The 16802-nt window shown below is 68.3% G+C and carries 15 protein-coding genes; 14 read left to right on the top strand and 1 reads right to left on the bottom strand.

Features of this window, described 5'->3' with window-relative positions:
* Window positions 1-599 precede the first annotated feature (599 nt).
* The 8 genes from pbpC (at window position 600) to M5C98_RS16810 (ending at window position 9721) form a co-directional block, all read left to right on the top strand.
* Window positions 600-2846: a penicillin-binding protein 1C gene (pbpC, locus tag M5C98_RS16845; protein ID WP_272553312.1), complete on the top strand. Its 2247-nt coding sequence runs from the start codon at window positions 600-602 to the stop codon at window positions 2844-2846.
* Window positions 2847-2940: 94 nt separating this feature from the next.
* Window positions 2941-3801 (top strand): DMT family transporter, encoded by an 861-nt coding sequence (locus M5C98_RS16840; protein ID WP_272548606.1) that lies wholly within the window; start codon window positions 2941-2943, stop codon window positions 3799-3801.
* Window positions 3802-3957: 156 nt separating this feature from the next.
* Window positions 3958-5118, top strand: coding sequence for an alpha-hydroxy acid oxidase (locus tag M5C98_RS16835; protein WP_272548605.1), 1161 nt, complete (start codon window positions 3958-3960; stop codon window positions 5116-5118).
* 297 nt (window positions 5119-5415) lie between these two features.
* Complete coding sequence (locus M5C98_RS16830; RefSeq protein WP_272548604.1) at window positions 5416-6249, top strand: MipA/OmpV family protein; 834 nt, start codon at window positions 5416-5418, stop codon at window positions 6247-6249.
* A 163-nt stretch (window positions 6250-6412) separates the two neighbouring features.
* Entirely contained in the window at window positions 6413-6757 is a 345-nt protein-coding gene (locus M5C98_RS16825) for a hypothetical protein (RefSeq protein ID WP_272548603.1), read from the top strand.
* Between the two features lie 49 nt (window positions 6758-6806).
* Window positions 6807-7493, top strand: a complete 687-nt coding sequence (locus tag M5C98_RS16820) for a response regulator transcription factor (protein WP_272548601.1) — start codon at window positions 6807-6809, stop codon at window positions 7491-7493.
* Complete coding sequence (locus M5C98_RS16815) at window positions 7456-8874, top strand: sensor histidine kinase (RefSeq protein WP_272548599.1); 1419 nt, start codon at window positions 7456-7458, stop codon at window positions 8872-8874. The genes M5C98_RS16820 and M5C98_RS16815 overlap by 38 nt, the downstream gene beginning before the upstream one ends.
* A 199-nt stretch (window positions 8875-9073) precedes the next feature.
* Window positions 9074-9721 carry an MlaA family lipoprotein gene (locus M5C98_RS16810; protein WP_272548597.1) on the top strand — a complete coding sequence of 216 codons (648 nt, stop codon included), beginning with the start codon at window positions 9074-9076 and terminating at the stop codon, window positions 9719-9721.
* Window positions 9722-9866: 145 nt separating this feature from the next.
* On the opposite strand, the gene M5C98_RS16805 is transcribed toward M5C98_RS16810, so the two are convergent.
* Window positions 9867-10043, bottom strand: coding sequence for a hypothetical protein (locus tag M5C98_RS16805; protein WP_272548595.1), 177 nt, complete (start codon window positions 10041-10043; stop codon window positions 9867-9869).
* Window positions 10044-10219: 176 nt separating this feature from the next.
* Here M5C98_RS16805 and M5C98_RS16800 point away from each other — a divergent pair, with 176 nt between their 5' ends.
* From M5C98_RS16800 to M5C98_RS16775, 6 genes are all read left to right on the top strand, one after another.
* Entirely contained in the window at window positions 10220-10795 is a 576-nt protein-coding gene (locus tag M5C98_RS16800) for an RNA polymerase sigma factor (RefSeq protein WP_272548593.1), read from the top strand.
* Window positions 10796-10804: 9 nt separating this feature from the next.
* Window positions 10805-11611, top strand: coding sequence for an anti-sigma factor (locus M5C98_RS16795; protein ID WP_272548592.1), 807 nt, complete (start codon window positions 10805-10807; stop codon window positions 11609-11611).
* Between the two features lie 107 nt (window positions 11612-11718).
* Window positions 11719-12669 carry a DUF3034 family protein gene (locus M5C98_RS16790; RefSeq protein ID WP_442867190.1) on the top strand — a complete coding sequence of 317 codons (951 nt, stop codon included), beginning with the start codon at window positions 11719-11721 and terminating at the stop codon, window positions 12667-12669.
* A 31-nt stretch (window positions 12670-12700) separates the two neighbouring features.
* The gene (locus M5C98_RS16785) at window positions 12701-13243 is read left to right on the top strand and encodes a group I truncated hemoglobin (protein ID WP_272548590.1); all 543 of its coding nucleotides are present in this window, start codon (window positions 12701-12703) and stop codon (window positions 13241-13243) included.
* A gap of 264 nt (window positions 13244-13507) precedes the next feature.
* On the top strand, window positions 13508-15454 hold the full coding sequence (locus M5C98_RS16780) for a methyl-accepting chemotaxis protein (RefSeq protein WP_272548589.1): 1947 nt from the start codon (window positions 13508-13510) through the stop codon (window positions 15452-15454).
* An 80-nt stretch (window positions 15455-15534) separates the two neighbouring features.
* Window positions 15535-16767 (top strand): Y-family DNA polymerase, encoded by a 1233-nt coding sequence (locus M5C98_RS16775; RefSeq protein WP_272548588.1) that lies wholly within the window; start codon window positions 15535-15537, stop codon window positions 16765-16767.
* The last annotated feature ends 35 nt before the right edge of the window (window positions 16768-16802 follow it).

The following is a 16802-nucleotide window of genomic DNA, read 5'->3' as shown; positions in this document are numbered from 1 at the left end:
GGCGATGGATGGGAAGGGTGCGCCGTGCGCGCAGCGTGTGCCGGACATGGGTTGTCAGGGCACACGGACGGTGGGGAGCGCAGCGCTTGCCGCGACCAGCAGGAACGAAATCGAAAGCCCCCTGAAGCAGGCACCAAGTCCCACCGAAGAGGACCCGCCGGTTGGCTCCGTGACCAATGCAGGAGCGAAGCGGCGTTGGGGCAAAGACTACACCAGCGGGCGGCGCCTGTGGCAAAAACCCCAGGGTTTGTTCAGGTCCTTTTGCGCTGCGCGCAGCCTCCTTTCCTGCCGCAGAATTGGAAGGGGCTGGGAGCGGGCAATGTCGCGCCTGCGGCTTGCCGCCCGGGCGGCAAGCCGCGCTGCACAAGGCACCGCCGAGGGAGGCGACAATCCAAGGCTGCGCCAGCGCCGGCTGGCCCCAGACCTTTCTTGTTGCCCCTCCCATCACCTCTGCACCTTCCATGGCCATGCCTTTCCTTGCGGTGCCGCGCAGCATCGATGCCCTTCGACGCCATGCGGTCCGTGCCATCGGCGGCGCGGCAGGGGCCCCCGGCGCCGTGGCCCGGGCGCTGGCCGCCGTGGTGCTGGTGGGCGGCGCGATGCCATCGGCCTGGGCCTTGCCCACTTTCGGCGAGGTACGCGCGGACTTCCGCCCATCGGACACGCTGGTGCTCTCGCGCGAGGGCGAGGTGCTGCAGCGCCTGCGCACCGATGCCACCGTGCGGCGTGGCCAGTGGGTGCCGCTGGCCGAGGTGTCGCCCGCGCTGCGCACGGCGTTGGTGCTCAGCGAGGACAAGCGCTTTTACGAGCACAGCGGCGTGGACTGGCGTGCGGTGTCGGCCGCAGCCTGGGGCAACCTGTGGAACCAGCGCACGCGCGGTGCCAGCACGCTCACCATGCAATTGGCCGGTCTGCTCGATGGCGACTGGCGCCAGGGCGCCGGTGGGCGCAGCGTGGTGCAAAAGTTGGGGCAGACCGTGGCCGCCCAGGTGCTGGAGCGGCGCTGGCGCAAGGACCAGGTGCTGGAGGCCTACCTCAACCTGGTGCCGTTCCGTGGCGAGATCGTGGGCATCGATGCGCTCTCGCGCACGCTGTTCGGCAAGGCCGCGCACGGGCTGGACGAGCGCGAGGCCGCCGTGGCCGCCGCGCTGGTCCGGGCACCGAATGCCCGGCCCGCGCTGGTGGCGCAGCGGGCCTGCGGCGTGCTGCGCGAGATGCAAAAGCCGGTGGTGCCGTCCTGCGACGCGCTGGACCTGTTCACCACGGCAGCGCTGCAGCGCCGTGCGTTCGACGGGGCCGACGGCGTGGCCCCGCATTTCGCGCGCTATCTGCTGCGCCAGCCGGTGGCAGCGGAGTCGGGGGATGCCGCGCCGCAGCGCCGTGAGCGCGTCGCATCGACCCTGAGCGCGCCGCTGCAGCGCTTTGCGGTGCAGACACTGCACCAGCACCTGCGCGAACTGCAAGGCCGCAATGTGGAGGACGGCGCCGTGGTGGTGCTGGACAACGCCACGGGCGAGGTGCTGGCGTGGGTGGGTTCGTCCGGCGCTTTGAGCCAGGCGGGCGAGGTGGACGGCGTGCTGGCCCCGCGCCAGCCGGGCTCCACGCTCAAGCCGTTCCTGTATGCGCAGGCGTTCGCCGAGCAGCGCCTGACCGCGGCGTCCCTCATCGAGGATTCGAGCGCGCACATCCCGACCGCCAGCGGGCTCTACATTCCGCAGAACTACGACCGCCAGTTCAAGGGCTGGGTGTCCGCGCGCACGGCGCTGGCCGCCTCGCTCAACGTGCCGGCCGTGCGCACGCTGGTCATGGTGTCGCCCGATGCGTTCTTTCGCCAATTGCGCGCGCTGGGGCTGCCGCTGCGCGAGAGCGGCGATTACTTTGGCTACAGCCTGGCGCTGGGCAGCGCCGAGGTGCCGCTGCTGCACCTGGCCAATGCGTACCGGGCGCTGGCCAATGGCGGGCGCTACGGGCCGGTGGCCGTCACCCCGGCGCAAGGCGGTGGCGCACCGCGCGCGGCCGCGGCGGCGCCGGCGATGGACCCGCGCGCGGCCTTCCTGGTGGGCGACATCCTGTCGGACGGCAATGCCCGTGCGCGCACCTTCGGCACCGACAGCGTGCTGGCCACCCGCTTCTGGACCGCCGTGAAGACCGGCACCAGCAAGGACATGCGCGACAACTGGGCGCTGGGCTGGTCGCGCCGCTACACGGTGGGCGTGTGGGTGGGCAACGCGAGCGGCGCCCCCATGCACGACGTGAGCGGCACCAGCGGCGCCGCGCCTGTGTGGGCCGAGATCATGGGCTGGCTGCACCGCGGCGGCCCGGGCCCGGGCGTGCGCAGCCGCTCCCCGGCGCCACCGGAGGGCATGGTGCAGGCCGCCGTCCGGTTCGGCCCCGAGCCCGGCGGCGCCCGCCTGATCGAAAGCGCGCGGCAGGAATGGTTCATCGCCGGCACGCAGCAACCCCTTTTTGCTATCGATAACGTAGCGGAACAACCAATCAAGACGGCGGCATCGGGCCAAAATCGCCCAAACCCTGGGCCCGGCGCAACCGAGGATGGCCTGCAGGCCCCGGCGCCGCGCATCCTCTCGCCCGCGCCGGGCACCATCGTGGCGTTGGACCCCGACATTCCGCCCGACCGCCAGCGGCTGCAGTTCGCTGCCACCTCGGTGCAGCCCAAGGCGCGGTCCGACCTGCGCTGGCGCATCGACGGCCGGGTGCAGGGCCGGGGTTCGCAATGGGCCTGGCTCCCGTGGCCCGGGCGGCATCGCGTGGAGTTGCTGGACGGGGGCGGGCAGGTACTGGACACGATCAGCCTCGAAGTGCGGGGCGCGGGACTCAAGAAATGAAAACATGCTTCGTTCGCGGCGTTCACACCGCGCGCTTCGCCTGCCGGCGCACGCTGCGATGCGGCGCGCCCGACGCCACGCGCGGGAGGGCCGCATGACCGCCATCGCGCCGCTGCTGTTCGTCGTCATCTGGTCCACGGGCTTCCTGGTGGGGCGGGGTGTTTCGGCGCACGCCGATCCGTTCTGGTTCCTGGCCGTGCGCTTCATCGGGGTGGCCTTGCTTTTCGGCGCAGCCGCCCTGTGGGCGCGCGTGGAGTGGCCGCGCGGGCCGCGCCGCATCGCGCTGCACCTGGTGGCCGGTGCGCTCATGAGCGGCCTGTACGTGGGGCCGAGCTGGTGGGCCATGGCGCAGGGCCTGCCCTCGGGCGTGATGGCGCTGATCGGTGCGCTGCAGCCGCTGTTCACCGCACTCATCGCGGTCACGCTGCTGGGTGGCCGCCTGCGGGCCGCCACCTGGGCGGGCCTGGCGCTGGGATTCAGCGGCGTGGCGATGGTGCTGTGGCCACGCCTGGCCGTCAGTGCCGGTGCGGCCGGGCTGTCGCTGCCCGTGCTGCTGGCGGCGGCCGGGAGCATCCTGGCCCTCACCGTGGGGTCGATGGTGCAGAAGTCGCCCCTGGCCACCGGCGACCTGCGCAGCGCCAGCGCGGTGCAGAACGTGGGCGCCATCGCGGTGCTGGTGTTCATGGCGCTGGTCTTCGGCGAGCCGCGCTGGGACGGCTCGCCGCTGCTGTGGGGCTACCTGGCGTATGCCGTGCTGGTGCTGTCCATCGGCGGCGCAACGCTGCTCATCTGGCTCATGCGCCACGGCGAGGCCACCCGCACCGCGGCGCTGGTGCTGGCGGTGCCGCCGCTGTCGGCGCTGCAGGCGTGGTGGATCTTCGGCGAGACGCTCACCGGCCTGCAGATCGTGGGTTTCGTCGTTGCCATCCTGGGCGTGGCGCTCGCGCGCCGGTAGGCGCACCCGGTCCGTCAAAAAATCTCAGGGGCCGGGGAAAAGTCTTCAGCACCGGGCCGGGCGGGCCGCCGCTACGATGCCCGTGCGCCGCGCCCTCCCTCTGCCGTGCAGGGGCGTGGCACCCCCATTCCATAAAAACACCCAGGAGCGTTTCCCGTGCCCGACCTGTCCAAAATCACCTGCATCGAAGACCTGCGCGTCGTCGCCAAGCGCCGCGTGCCGCGCATGTTCTACGACTATGCCGATTCGGGCTCCTACACCGAGAGCACCTACCGCGCCAACAGCGAAGACTTCCAGCGCATCAAGCTGCGCCAGCGCGTGGCGGTCAACATGGAAGGCCGCACCACGCGCACGCGGATGGTCGGGCAGGAGGTGGCCATGCCCGTGGCGATCGCGCCCACGGGGCTCACGGGAATGCAGCATGCCGACGGCGAGATCCTGGGCGCGCGCGCGGCCAAGGCGTTCGGCGTGCCGTTCACGCTGTCCACCATGAGCATCTGCTCGCTTGAGGACGTCTCCAGGCACGCGGGGCCGGGCTTCTGGTTCCAGGTGTACGTGATGCGCGACCGCGATTTCATCGAGCGCCTGATCGACCGCGCCAAGGCGGCGGGCGTGTCGGCGCTGCAGCTCACGCTGGACCTGCAGATCCTCGGCCAGCGGCACAAGGACATCAAGAACGGCCTGTCCACGCCGCCCAAGCCCACGGTGGCGAACCTGCTCAACCTGGCGACCAAGCCGCGCTGGTGCCTGGGCATGCTGGGCACGCAGCGGCGCAGCTTCGGCAACATCGTAGGCCATGCCAAGGACGTGGGCGATCTGTCGTCGCTGTCGTCGTGGACGGCCGAGCAGTTCGATCCGCAGCTCAACTGGCGCGATGTGGAGTGGATCAAGAAGCGCTGGGGCGGCAAGCTGATCCTGAAAGGGATCATGGACGCCGAGGACGCCCGCCTGGCCGTGGCCAGCGGTGCCGATGCGCTGATCGTCAGCAACCATGGCGGCCGCCAGCTCGACGGCGCGCCCTCGTCGATTCACGCGCTGCCGGCCATCGTCGAGGCCGTGGGCAAAGACATCGAGGTGTGGATGGACGGCGGCATCCGCGGTGGGCAGGACGTGCTGAAAGCCTGGGCGCTGGGCGCGCGCGGCACGCTCATCGGGCGCAGCTTTCTCTATGGCCTGGGGGCGTTCGGCGAGGCCGGGGTGACCCGCGCGCTGCAGATCATCCAGAAGGAGCTGGACGTGACCATGGCCTTTTGCGGCCACACGGACATCCACCGCGTGGACCGCTCGATCCTGCTGCCGGGCACCTATCCGGTGTGAGCCGGTTTGAGTAAAAAAGGGCTCTGGCGCATATAGATCTAGGGCGATGCGCTATTAAAAATATAGCATTCGTTCGCGTGCAGAGGGTGCAGAAAGCATCGGGTCGAGGCGACGGGCGCGCTGGTCGGCGCTTTCTGGCGACCATCACGGTGAGCGGGCCCGGAGCCCGTTGGAGCGCCGGCATTCAGCGACGGCTTGCGGGCGGCGAGTGCGAGGGTGCGTTTGAAGGCGCTCAGTAAGTTGCCGGTAATGCGGGGCCGCCGAACATCGGTGCCTTCAGCAACCTTATTCCAGCTTATGACCTTCTTCGCCACGCCCCTCCAAAAACGGCCATCCGCCTGCCTGGGCACCCTCGCTGCCACCTTCTGCCTCCTGGCCGCGGCGCAGGCGTCCGCGCAGGTGCGGCCTGCCGATGCGGCATCGTCGGGTTCTGCGGACGCTGCGTCGTCCACCTGGGGCGTTGGCATCGGCGCCTCGACCGTCCGGCGCCCTTATGCAGGGATGGAGAGCAAGAACATGGCCGTGCCGCTGCTGTTCTATGAAAACCGCTGGCTTCGCGTCAGTGGTGCCACCGCCGATGTGAAACTGCTGCAAAAAGAGTTCGGCCCGCAGAACGCCATCGGCCTGACCGGGCGGATCAAGTACGAGGACGGCGGCTACGAGGCCGGCGATTCGCCCAGGCTCTCCGGCATGGCCGACCGGGATGGCAGCGTCTGGGGTGGCGCCGCCGTCACCTGGAACACCGGCATCGCCCGCATCTCGGGAGAATGGCTTTCCGACCTGTCCAGCAAAAGCAAGGGCCAGAAGCTGCAGTTGCAGGTGGACCGGCGGTTCGGCTTCGGCAGTTTCGGGCTGACGCCCCGGGTGCAGGCGCAGTGGCTCGACGAAAAGTACGTGGATTACTACTTCGGCGTTCGGCCCAACGAGGCGATGCCCGGCCGCGCGCAATACACCGGCAAGGCGGCCGCCACGATGGAGCTGGGGGTGCGGCTGGACTACGCCATCCAGCCCAGGCAGATGGTGTTCCTCGATATCAGCACGACGAGCCTGCCCGACGAGATCAAGAACAGCCCCATCGTGGGACGCTCCAGCATGTCGCGCGCCACCGTCGGCTACATCTACCGGTTCTGAGATGCGTGGCGCTGCGCGCATTCCCGGCAGGCCGGGACCGGGTGGGCAGGCCTTCACGCCAGGCACGGGCATGCCATGGGGGCGGCCCCATGGTCGGGCGTGCGCGCGGGGGGAGCGGCGCAACCGGGCGAAGGGCTTTTCCGAGGAGGTCTTCGACGATTACGTGGCAGACTTTCGCCGCTTTCTGGACCCGGCCCTGGCCGCGGAGCCCCGTGGGCCGGCGCGGCACTTGCGTGCCTATGTCCGCGCCATGGGGGCGAGCATGGCCGCCCTGCAAAGGCACCAGCGCCGGGCGCTTGCCTCCGTGCTCGGCGATCCGCAGTATGCGGCGATCTGGTCGGATTTCGTCGATGAGATGTGCGCCACGGATTCGGTGGATTTCGCAATGCACGGGATGTGCCGCGATGCCATCGAAGGCTTTCGGCTCGATCTCGTGCAGGGGCGGGTGTCCGATGCCTGCCGCCTCGGACGTCTGGTGGCCAGGCTGCTGGCGCTGACGGCCTCCTGATGTTCAGCGCACGCTGCCTGGCGGCGTGCCTTTTTTTGTTGATCCGAAGATGAACCGCATCGCACTGGTAGAAGACCACGAACGGCTGGCCGACCTCATCCGCCAGGCCATGGCGGGCGCCGGCATCGCCGTGGACGCATTCACCGGCGTCGAATCGGCCTGGGCCGCGTTGCGTGACATCCCCTATGGCGCGGTGGTCATCGACCGGGGATTGCCGGACGGCGACGGGCTGCAGCTGGTGCGGCGGCTGCGCGCGCGGGGCCAGTCCGTGCCCTGCCTGATGCTGACGGCCAGGGATGCGCTGCACGACCGGGTCGATGGCCTCGAATCCGGCGCGGACGACTACCTGACCAAGCCGTTCCCCATGGAGGAACTGATCGCCAGGGTGCGGGCGCTGCTGCGGCGGCCCACCCACCTGCAGGCGCTGGACCCGGCGTATGGCGACCTGCGCCTGGATGCGGGCCGGGGGTGCCTGGTGTGCGCCGGGCAAACCGTGGCGCTGCCGCCCACCGAGGTGCAGATCATGCTGTGCCTGCTGCGCAAGGCCGATCAGGTGGTGCGCCGCTCGGAGCTGGAGGCCGCGGCCTGGGGCATCTCCGAGGCCGTGACGCCGAATGCGCTGGATGTGGCGCTGCACCGGCTGAGGCGCAAGATCAGCGCGGTGGGGTCCACCGTTCAAATCGCCAACATCAGAACCCATGGATATTCCATTCGTGAAAAGCCACTGGCCCCGTAGCTTTCGCGGGCGACTGCTGCTGGTCTATGTGGCCGGCATGCTGTTGAGCGGGGGGCTGGTCATGGCCGCGGTCATGGTGCTGCTCGAACCCTTCGAGCGCTACATGCTGCAGCACAGCGTGATCGACCGGGCCGAGCAGATTGCCAAGATCATCCGCTTCGATGCCGCCGGCCTGCCGCTGGGCCCCGATCGCGCCCGCATCGAGGACTGGCCCTTCGCCAGCCTGAGCGAGGAAGTGGTGCTGCGCATCGTCGATCCGCACGGCACGGCGTTCTACACCACCGATGGACAACGGGCCCCCTTGGCGCCTGTGGGCAGCGGGTTCGATCCGTTGGCAAAAGGTTTCGTCATGGAGAAGGACGGTGTTTCCATGCATGCTGCCACGGTGCCCCTGAAAAGGCCCGGCCGGACCTGGTACGTGCAGTTCGCCATCAGCGACCGCATCGTTTTGCTGATGCAGCACAGCATCGGACTGCCGGCGCTGCGCCAGGGCATCGTGGCCACCTGCCTGACGTTTTTGGTGATCTTTTTCATCACCACGCACCTGACGCTGCGCCGGGTGCTCAGGCCGCTGCGGGTCGCGTCGCGGCAGGCGCAGCGCATCACGCCCCAGTCCCTGGGCGACCGGCTGGAGCTGCAGGACCTGCCCAGCGAACTGGTTCCGCTGGTCGATGCCTTCAACCGGGCGCTGGACCGCGTGCAGCTGGGGTTTCAGACGCAGCAGGAGTTTCTGGCCAACGCCGCGCATGAATTGAAAACACCGCTTTCGTTGATCCGTGCGCAGGTGGAGATGGGGGGGCATGCCAGTGACAACGGCAGCGGCAGCGGCAGCGGCCAAAGTCCGTACCTGCTCCAGGACATCGACCGCATGGCTCGCCAGGTGCAGCAGCTGCTGCACCTGGCCGAGGCCAGCGAGCCGAGAAACTACCGGATCGAGCGGTGCGACCCGCGCTCCACGATCCTGGAGGCCAGCGATTTCATGGACCGCGTGGCTGAGCGCGGCCAGGTCCAGATCGCACTTCTTTTCGACGAGGGCGTCGGTCCCTGGCACGTCGATCGGGGGGCGCTCTTCACCCTGCTCAAGAACCTGCTGGAAAACGCCATCCAGCACTGCCCGCCCCATCGCACGGTGCGGCTGCAGGTGCACGGCCGTGGGTTCGTGGTGTCCGATGAAGGCCCGGGGGTTGCGCAGGAACACCTGGGCAAACTCTTCGAGCGCTTTTGGCGTGGCGCCTCACGGCGCGATGAAGGGGCCGGGCTGGGCCTGTCGATCTGCCAGGAGATCGTCACCGCCCACGGCTGGACCATCGAAGCGCGCAACGGGGCCGTGGGGCTGGAAGTGCGCGTCACGCACGCATCGATTCCCGACCCCGCACAGTAAGGATTCAGCAATGCAGGCCCGGTGACGATGGCGGCCCGTGGGATGCGATGCATTCCATCCCTTAGGTCCCCATCACTCACTTTCAACGGAGGTACGAATGCCCTCTTGCCTGCACCCCTCAGAACCCTTGAACCGCCGCATGTCGAATGTCCGGTATGCCGTCTGCGCCTTGGCGGTCCTCAGCACCGGATGCGCCTCCTTGGCGCAGCCGGACCCGCTGGAGCCCGTCAACCGCAAGATCTTTTCCTTCAACGAAGGCGTGGACAAGGTCGTTCTACAGCCGGCCGCCAAGGCCTACAAAACCGTGGTTCCTGACGTGGCCCAGACCGGCGTGAACAATTTCTTTTCCAATTGGCAGAACCCGTGGTCGTCGGTCAACCTCATGCTCCAAGGGCGGGTGGGCGAAGGCATGACGACCCTGGCGCGCTTTGGCACCAACACCACGGTGGGCGCGCTCGGTTTCGTGGACGTGGCCAGCGGCTGGGGCATGCCCAACCGCAAGGAGGATTTCGGACTGACGCTGGACACCTGGGGCGTGGGAACGGGGCCTTATCTGGTGATGCCGCTGTTCGGGCCGTCCAATGCCAGGGATGTGTTCGCGTCCCAGGTCGATGGCCTGGGCAACCCGAAAAACCAGATTTCCAGCGTCTCTGTGAAGAACAGCATGACCGCCATCCAGGTAGTCAGCCAGCGCGCGAATTATCTCGGTGCCGGCGAACTGGCGGATCAGGTGGCGCTGGACAAGTATTTGCTGATGCGGGACACGCATCTCAAAAAGCGCAACCGGGCGGCCCAGGCGAAGGACAACGTCGGTCAGGTGGCGATGGAAGGGCCGGCAACGCCATGAAGGATGCTCCCTCGTTTTGATCGAGCGCACGGGCGGCCGGCGCGTCAAACGGTGCGTCGGGCCATTTCATGCGCCGCACTGCAGGCATGCCCGCAGCGCAGGGCATTGCGGCTCAAGGCCGCCACTACAAAGCAAAGGCGCTGGGTCAGCCTGTCACGGCCTGTGCGGCCACGCCCGCGGCCGGCAGCTCTTGCGCGACCGCGCTCTTGGCAGCGTAGAACGCGCCGGCCGCCAGCAGCAGCGCGCCGGCAGCGAAGGTGGCGCGGCGCTTCATGGAACGCAGGTCGCCGAGGGGAAGGGCCTTGGGTCGGTTGTCTCGCATGCTGTCTCCTGGTGGATGGGGAAAGAAGGCTGCGCTCCGCAGGTTTTCTTCATACGCCGATGGTGGCGGATTGGATTCAGAGCCCGTGTCGGCGTGAGGGGCTTGTATCCGCCAACCCACACCCACCGTACCCCGCTGCATGACTGAAACCGATCTTTCTCACACACAATGCGTGCATGAGCACCTCCCTCACGGACACCCAACTGATGGCCCTCATTGACCAAGTCGCGGGGCGTGACGATGCTGCCCTCAAGCGTTTGTACGACCACACGTCGTCGCGCCTCTTCGGCGTGGCCCTGCGTGTGCTGCGCAACCGGGAGTGGGCCGAGGACGTGCTGCAAGAGGCCTACCTCACCATCTGGCGCGTGGCCGGCAGCTACCGCGAAACCCTGAGCCCGCCCATGGCCTGGATGGGGCTCATCGTGCGCAGCCGGGCACTGGATTTTCTGCGCCGGCGCACGGCCGACCGGGCACAGCTCACGCAGGAGTTCGACGACGAAATGGCGCAGACACTGCAGGCCGACCAGCCTTCGCCAGCGGACATCGCGCATGCCAGCGAGCAAGCCACCGCGCTGCACCAGTGCCTGGGCCGCCTGGAGCACCGCCACCGCGAAGTGGTCAGCCTGGCGTATTTGCGCGATCTGAGCCACAGCGAACTGGCCGAGCAACTGAAGCTGCCGCTCGGCACGGTGAAGACCTGGATCCGCCGGGGCCTGGGCCAGTTGCGCGATTGCCTGTCGCGCTATGCGTGAGGTGCTGCCATGAATCTTTTGAAATCCCCTGAACTGGTGGACCGCCTGGCGGCGGCCTATGCCCTGGGCACGCTGCGTGGCGGTGCGCGGCGCCGCTTCGAAACCCTGGCGCGCGAGCATGCCGGTGTGCGGGCGGCTGCGCTGGTCTGGCAATCGCGCTGGTCCGGCCTGACCGAGCTGCAGGCCGAGCATGCCCCGCCGCCCGAAGTGTGGCTGCGCATTCACAACCTCGTGCAGGCCGAGAAGGAACGCGAGGCCATGCGTGCGGCGCGGCAAGGCGCCGCGACCGCGCCCGCTGTCAGCCCTGGCTCCGGCGGATGGCTGAGCAGCGTGCTGCTGTGGCGCGGCGCTGCGGCGTTGGGCGCGCTGGCCACCGTGGCGGCGGTGGTCGTGGGGCTGCAGACGCACCAGCGGCTGCAGCAGGAAAGCGGGGCGCAGATTGCCCAACTGCGCCAGCAACTGGCCGCGACGCCGCAGGTGCGCTACGTGGCAGTGCTGGCCGATGCGAAGGCGGCGCCCTCGATGCTGGTCACCTTCGATGCCCAGAAGAACGCACTGGTGCTGCAGCGCGTGGGCGGTTTTCAGGAAGGCAGCGACAAATCCCTGCAGTTGTGGGCGCTGCCGCCGGGGGGCGGTCCGCGCTCGCTGGGCGTGCTGGGCCCACAGGCGCTGCTCACGCTGGCCACGCCCGAGAGCGCGGTGAAGAACGTCCCCACGCTGGCCATCAGCCTGGAGCCGCAGGGCGGGGTGCCGGGTGACAAGGGCCCGACCGGACCCGTGCTGTTCACGGGTGCGCTGATCGAACGCATGCTGTAGCGGAAGCGCCGTGGATTCTGCGTTGCGGAATGGGGGTTTCGTTTGACGCGGATTTGAGTAACACTCTGCTACAGCGCAGGTGGCGCTCCTTTGCGACGGGACCCTTCATGTACTCAACTCACTGGATCTCCACGGTGGCATGGACCACCGGACTTTGCATGCTGGCAGCTGCTGCAGGCACCGCGCGGGCGGAAACCGGAAAGCTGCTGCTGACCGGCGGTGTGAGCAACATCTCGGGCTCGGCCGGCGGCGGGCTCACCCCCTGGGCGGTGGTGGGCTCGAATGCCACCGAAGGCGAAATCGGCATGAGCGTCTTCACCACCCGCACCCGCACCCGGGACTACGGCCTCAGCAGCTACGGCGCTGCGATGGGCTGGAACGAGCGGGTGGAGGTGTCGGTGGCACGCCAAAACTTCGATGCCGCACCCGCCGTCGCGCTGAACGGCATCGCGGCCTTCGGCGTCGAGCCCGATCTGCACCTCAAGATGGACATCGTCGGGGTCAAGGTTCGCCTGCTCGGCGATGCCGTGCTGGACGCCGACAACGCCATGCCGCAGGTGGCCGTCGGCGTGGAGCACAAACGGCTCGACCCCGCCTCGGCCGGCAGGGTCCTCGATTTTCTGGGCGCCGACACCAGCGGCACCGATGTTTATGTGACCGCCACCAAGCTGCTGCTGGACCGCAACCTGGTGCTGAGCGCCACGCTGCGCTCCACCAACGCCAATCAGAACGGCCTGCTGGGCTTCGGCGGCTCGGCCCCGGGGCGCAGCCGCCGCAGCCTGCAGCCCGAATTCTCGGTGGCCTATCTGCTGCGACGTGACCTGGCGATCGGTGCCGAATACCGCTTCAAGCCCAACAACCTGCAGGCCATCGGCGCCTCGGCGGGCCTGGGCGCCGCGCTGCGCGAAGACGACTGGCGCGACCTGTTCATCGCCTGGGCGCCCAACAAGCACATGTCGATCACCCTGGCCTACGTCAACCTGGGCCTCATCGTGCCGGGAGTGACGGGCTACCGCCGGCAGAACGGCTTGTACCTTTCAGTGCAGGCAGCCTACTGAACCGCCGGGTCCAAATACGAGAGGAGGCCCCATGCCCATCCATGCCACCCCCCGCTCCGCGTTGCTGTCTTGCCGTGCGCCGCGTGCCGCCGCCCTGGCGCTTGCGCTGGCCGCGGCCCTCGCCACGGCCTTGCCCGCTGCGGCGCAACAGCCTGCCGCCGCCGCCACGCCACCCGGTGCTGCTGCATCCGTTGCGGTGCCGGCCACCGCCGCGCCGGAAGGCCTCTACGACGCGCTGGGCGGCAAGCCCGGCATCGCCCGCATCATGAATGGCTTGGTGGACCGGGCGTTCAAGGACGAGCGCATCGGCCCGTTGTTCAAGGAAACCAAGCCCCAGGCACTCAAGGACAGCCTGACAGACCAGATCTGCGTGCTCTCCGGCGGCCCGTGCCGCTACGAAGGGGCCGACATGAAGTCGGCGCATGCCGATTTACCAATCCGAAAGCGCGACTTCAACGTACTGGTGGAGCTGCTTCAGGATTCCATGGACGAACAGGGCATTGCGTTCACCCAGCAAAGCCGTTTGCTGGCGCTGCTGGCCCCCATGCACCGGGACATCATCACTGTGCGTTGAAAAGCACCAACGCGGTGCGATCGATGCGTATGCACCGATGTGGTGAAAAGTCAAATTTTTTGGTATCTTTGTGTATCTGTACGCCCAATGCGTCAGATTCCAGCGTTCGGCCGGCCGCATCAATAAAATGATGGAATCGCTAAATTTAGCTGCCAATCGGCAAAATAAGGCGTTCTCCTACGGCCTCGAATTGGATATTTCTATCAAATCCGTGGTGTTTTAATTTTTACAACTGGTGACGCCGTTTGCCAGTGAGATTGACCTATGACCCACTGGATCAACAACCTCCGGATTTCGCGCAAGTTCTTGCTGATCGGCGCGCTGGCATTCTTCATGTTCGCCATTCCGACCACCCTTTTGGTGCAACTGAACTGGAACACCCTGCGCACGGTGGAGCGCGAAAACCTGGGCATCGCCCCCGCCAAGGAACTGCTCAAGCTGGTGCAGCTCACGCAGCAGCACCGCGGTTTGTCGGCGGCCTTCCTGGGCGGCGATGCCTCCTTGAACACGCCGCGCCAGGCCAAGCAGTCCGAGGTTGAAGCCGCGATCGTGCGGGCGCAGGGCGCCGCTGCGGTACTGCAGGATCGGGAGCTTTCCGCCAAGCTGGACGCGCTGTCCGGCGAGTGGCGCACCCTGGTCGCGGGCGTCGGGGCCAAATCCATCACCGGTGCCCAAAGCAATGCCCGCCACGCCGCCCTGGTGGCCGGCGAACTGGGGTTGATCGACGATGTGGCCAACAGCTCGGGCATCTCCCTGGATTCGGAGCCGGCCAGCTATTTTCTTCAGCGGGCCGCGCTGGCCCATCTGCCGCACCTCACCGAATCCCTGGGCCAGATGCGGGCGCGCGGGGCCTTGGTGCTCGCACGGGGCGATGCGTCGCCCGAAGAGCGCGCGCGCATCGAAACCCTGGCCGACCGGGCCCGCCAGCACTATGGCGATGCCCGCAAGACGCTCGAACTGGCCTCGGGCGGCAAACTGCCGCCGCAAGTGGAAGCCGCACGCAAGGCCGCGCTGGCCGCCGCCGAAGAGGGCTTCAAGCTCGCGGACGACAACATCGTGCAGGCGGCCACCTTGTCGATGCCTTCCACGCAGTGGGTGGCGCAGATGACCCGCATCATCGACACCCAGTTCGCGCTCGTGGCCGTGTCGTTCGACGTGCTGAGCGATACGCTGGGCAACCGGATCGAGGCGCTGCGCCGCGACATGCTGCTGATGGTGGGCGCCGTGGCCCTGCTGGCCGCGCTGGCGGCCTGGGTGATGTGGATCGTCACCCGCGCCACCACGCGTTCGGTGGCCGTGGCCGTTCAACTGGCCGAAGCGGTGGCGCAGGGCGACCTGAGCACCAGCGTGCGCACCGAGGGCCGCGACGAGATCGCGCGCCTGCTCCAGGCCCTCGGCACCATGAATGACCGCCTGAGCGCCGTGGTGGATTCGGTGCGTGGCAACGCCGAAAGCGTGGCCAACGCCAGCGTGCAGATCGCGCAGGGCAATGCCGACCTGAGCCAGCGCACCGAAGAGCAGGCCAGCTCGCTGGAAGAGACCGCCGCGTCGATGGAAGAGCTGGGCTCCACAGTGCAGCACAACGCCGACAGCGCGCAGCAGGCCAACCAGCTGGCGCGCAGCGCGTCCGGCGTGGCGGTGCGCGGCGGCGAAGTCGTGGGCCAGGTCGTGCAGACCATGAAGGGCATCAACGACAGTTCGCGCCGCATTGCCGACATCATCAGCGTGATCGACTCCATCGCCTTCCAGACCAATATCCTGGCGCTGAACGCCGCCGTGGAAGCCGCCCGCGCCGGCGAGCAGGGCCGGGGCTTTGCCGTGGTGGCCAGCGAAGTGCGCAGCCTGGCCGGACGCTCGGCCGACGCCGCCAAGGAGATCAAGGCCCTCATCACCGACAGCGTGGAGCGCGTCGAGCGCGGCACCGCGCTGGTGGACGAGGCTGGCACCACGATGAGCGAGATCGTGTCGTCGATCCAGCGCGTGAGCGACATCGTGAGCGAGATCAGCGCCGCCACTGCCGAGCAAAGCTCTGGCGTGTCCCAGGTCGGCGAGGCCGTCAGCCAGATGGACCAGGTCACGCAGCAGAATGCGGCGCTGGTGGAAGAAAGCGCCGCCGCGGCCGAAAGCCTCAAGGCCCAGGCGCAGCAACTGGTGGACACGGTGGCCGTGTTCCGCCTGGCGGGCCAGTCAGGCGCGCTGCGCGTTCGCTGATCAGCCATCGGGCAGGCGCTGGCAGCCGCTGCCAGGGTCATCCCGCCGGGCGCGCGCAGCTGGTGGATAGCGCGTGGACAATGGCGGACGTGACCGCCCCCGAAGAGCCCGCCGCACCCCTGCCACGCCGCATCGCCCACCTGGACATGGACGCGTTCTATGCCTCGGTGGAGTGGCTGCGCTACCCGCAGCTCAAAGGGCTACCCGCCGTCATCGGCGGCGGCCGGCGGGCGCAGGACGAAGCACTGGTGGCCGAGTACGCCGGCCGCGAGGCGGAGATTCCCGTCGCGGCCTTCCCGCGGCTCAAGGACTATGTGGGGCGGGGCGTCATCACCACCGCCACCTACCCCGCGCGGCAGTTCGGCGTGGGCTCGGCCATGGGGCTCATGAAGGCCGCGCGCCTGTGCCCCCAGGCCATCCTGCTGCCGGTGGACTTTCCCTCGTACCGGCGCTTTTCGCGCATGTTCAAGGAAGTGATCCTGTCCATTGCACCGGTCATGGAAGACCGCGGCGTGGACGAGGTGTACATCGACTTCACGCACGTGCCGGGCGGCCAGCGCGACGGTGGCCGGTCGCTCGCGCGGCTCATCCAGAAAAGCATCCTCGACGCCACGGGCCTCACTTGCTCGATCGGCGTGGCACCCAACAAGCTCCTGGCCAAGATGGCCAGCGAGTTCAACAAGCCCAACGGGATTTCCATCGTGCACGAGGGCGATCTGCAAGCCATGGTCTGGCCGCTGGCCTGCCGCAAGATCAACGGCATCGGCCCCAAGGCCGACGCCAAGCTGCAGTCGCATGGCATCCACACGGTGGGCGAGCTGGCCGCGCGCCCGCGCGAGTGGCTGGTGCGCCACTTCGGCAAGGCCAGCGGCGCCTGGCTTCACGAGGCCGCCTGGGGCCGCGACGACCGCCCCGTGGTCACCGAAAGCGAGCCCGTCTCCATGAGCCGCGAGACCACGTTCGACCGCGACCTGCACGCCGTGCGCGACCGTGCCGAGCTGGGCCGCATCTTCACCGACCTGTGCGAGCGCGTGGCCGGCGATCTGCAGCGCAAGGGCTACGTGGGCAAGACCATCGGCATCAAGCTGCGCTACGACGACTTCAAGATCGCCACGCGCGACCTCACCATCGACCACCCCACGCAGGACGCGGCCACCATCCGCCGGGCAGCCGGGCAGTGCCTCAAGCGAGTTCCACTGGATAAGCGCCTGCGGCTGCTGGGCGTGCGGGTGGGAAATTTGCTGACCGAGCAAGCCGCGCGGGAGCCCGCTGCGGCGCGCAAAAGCCCGATGACGCCGGGGCTTTTCGACTGAGCCAGGCTTGGCGGGCGTCCAGATGGGCAGGGCCT

The sequence above is a fragment of the Acidovorax sp. NCPPB 3576 genome (assembly GCF_028473605.1).
Classification (GTDB): Bacteria; Pseudomonadota; Gammaproteobacteria; order Burkholderiales; family Burkholderiaceae_C; genus Paracidovorax.
The sequence above is the reverse complement of the archived record's forward strand: the minus strand, read 5'-3'. Positions and strand labels throughout refer to the sequence as shown.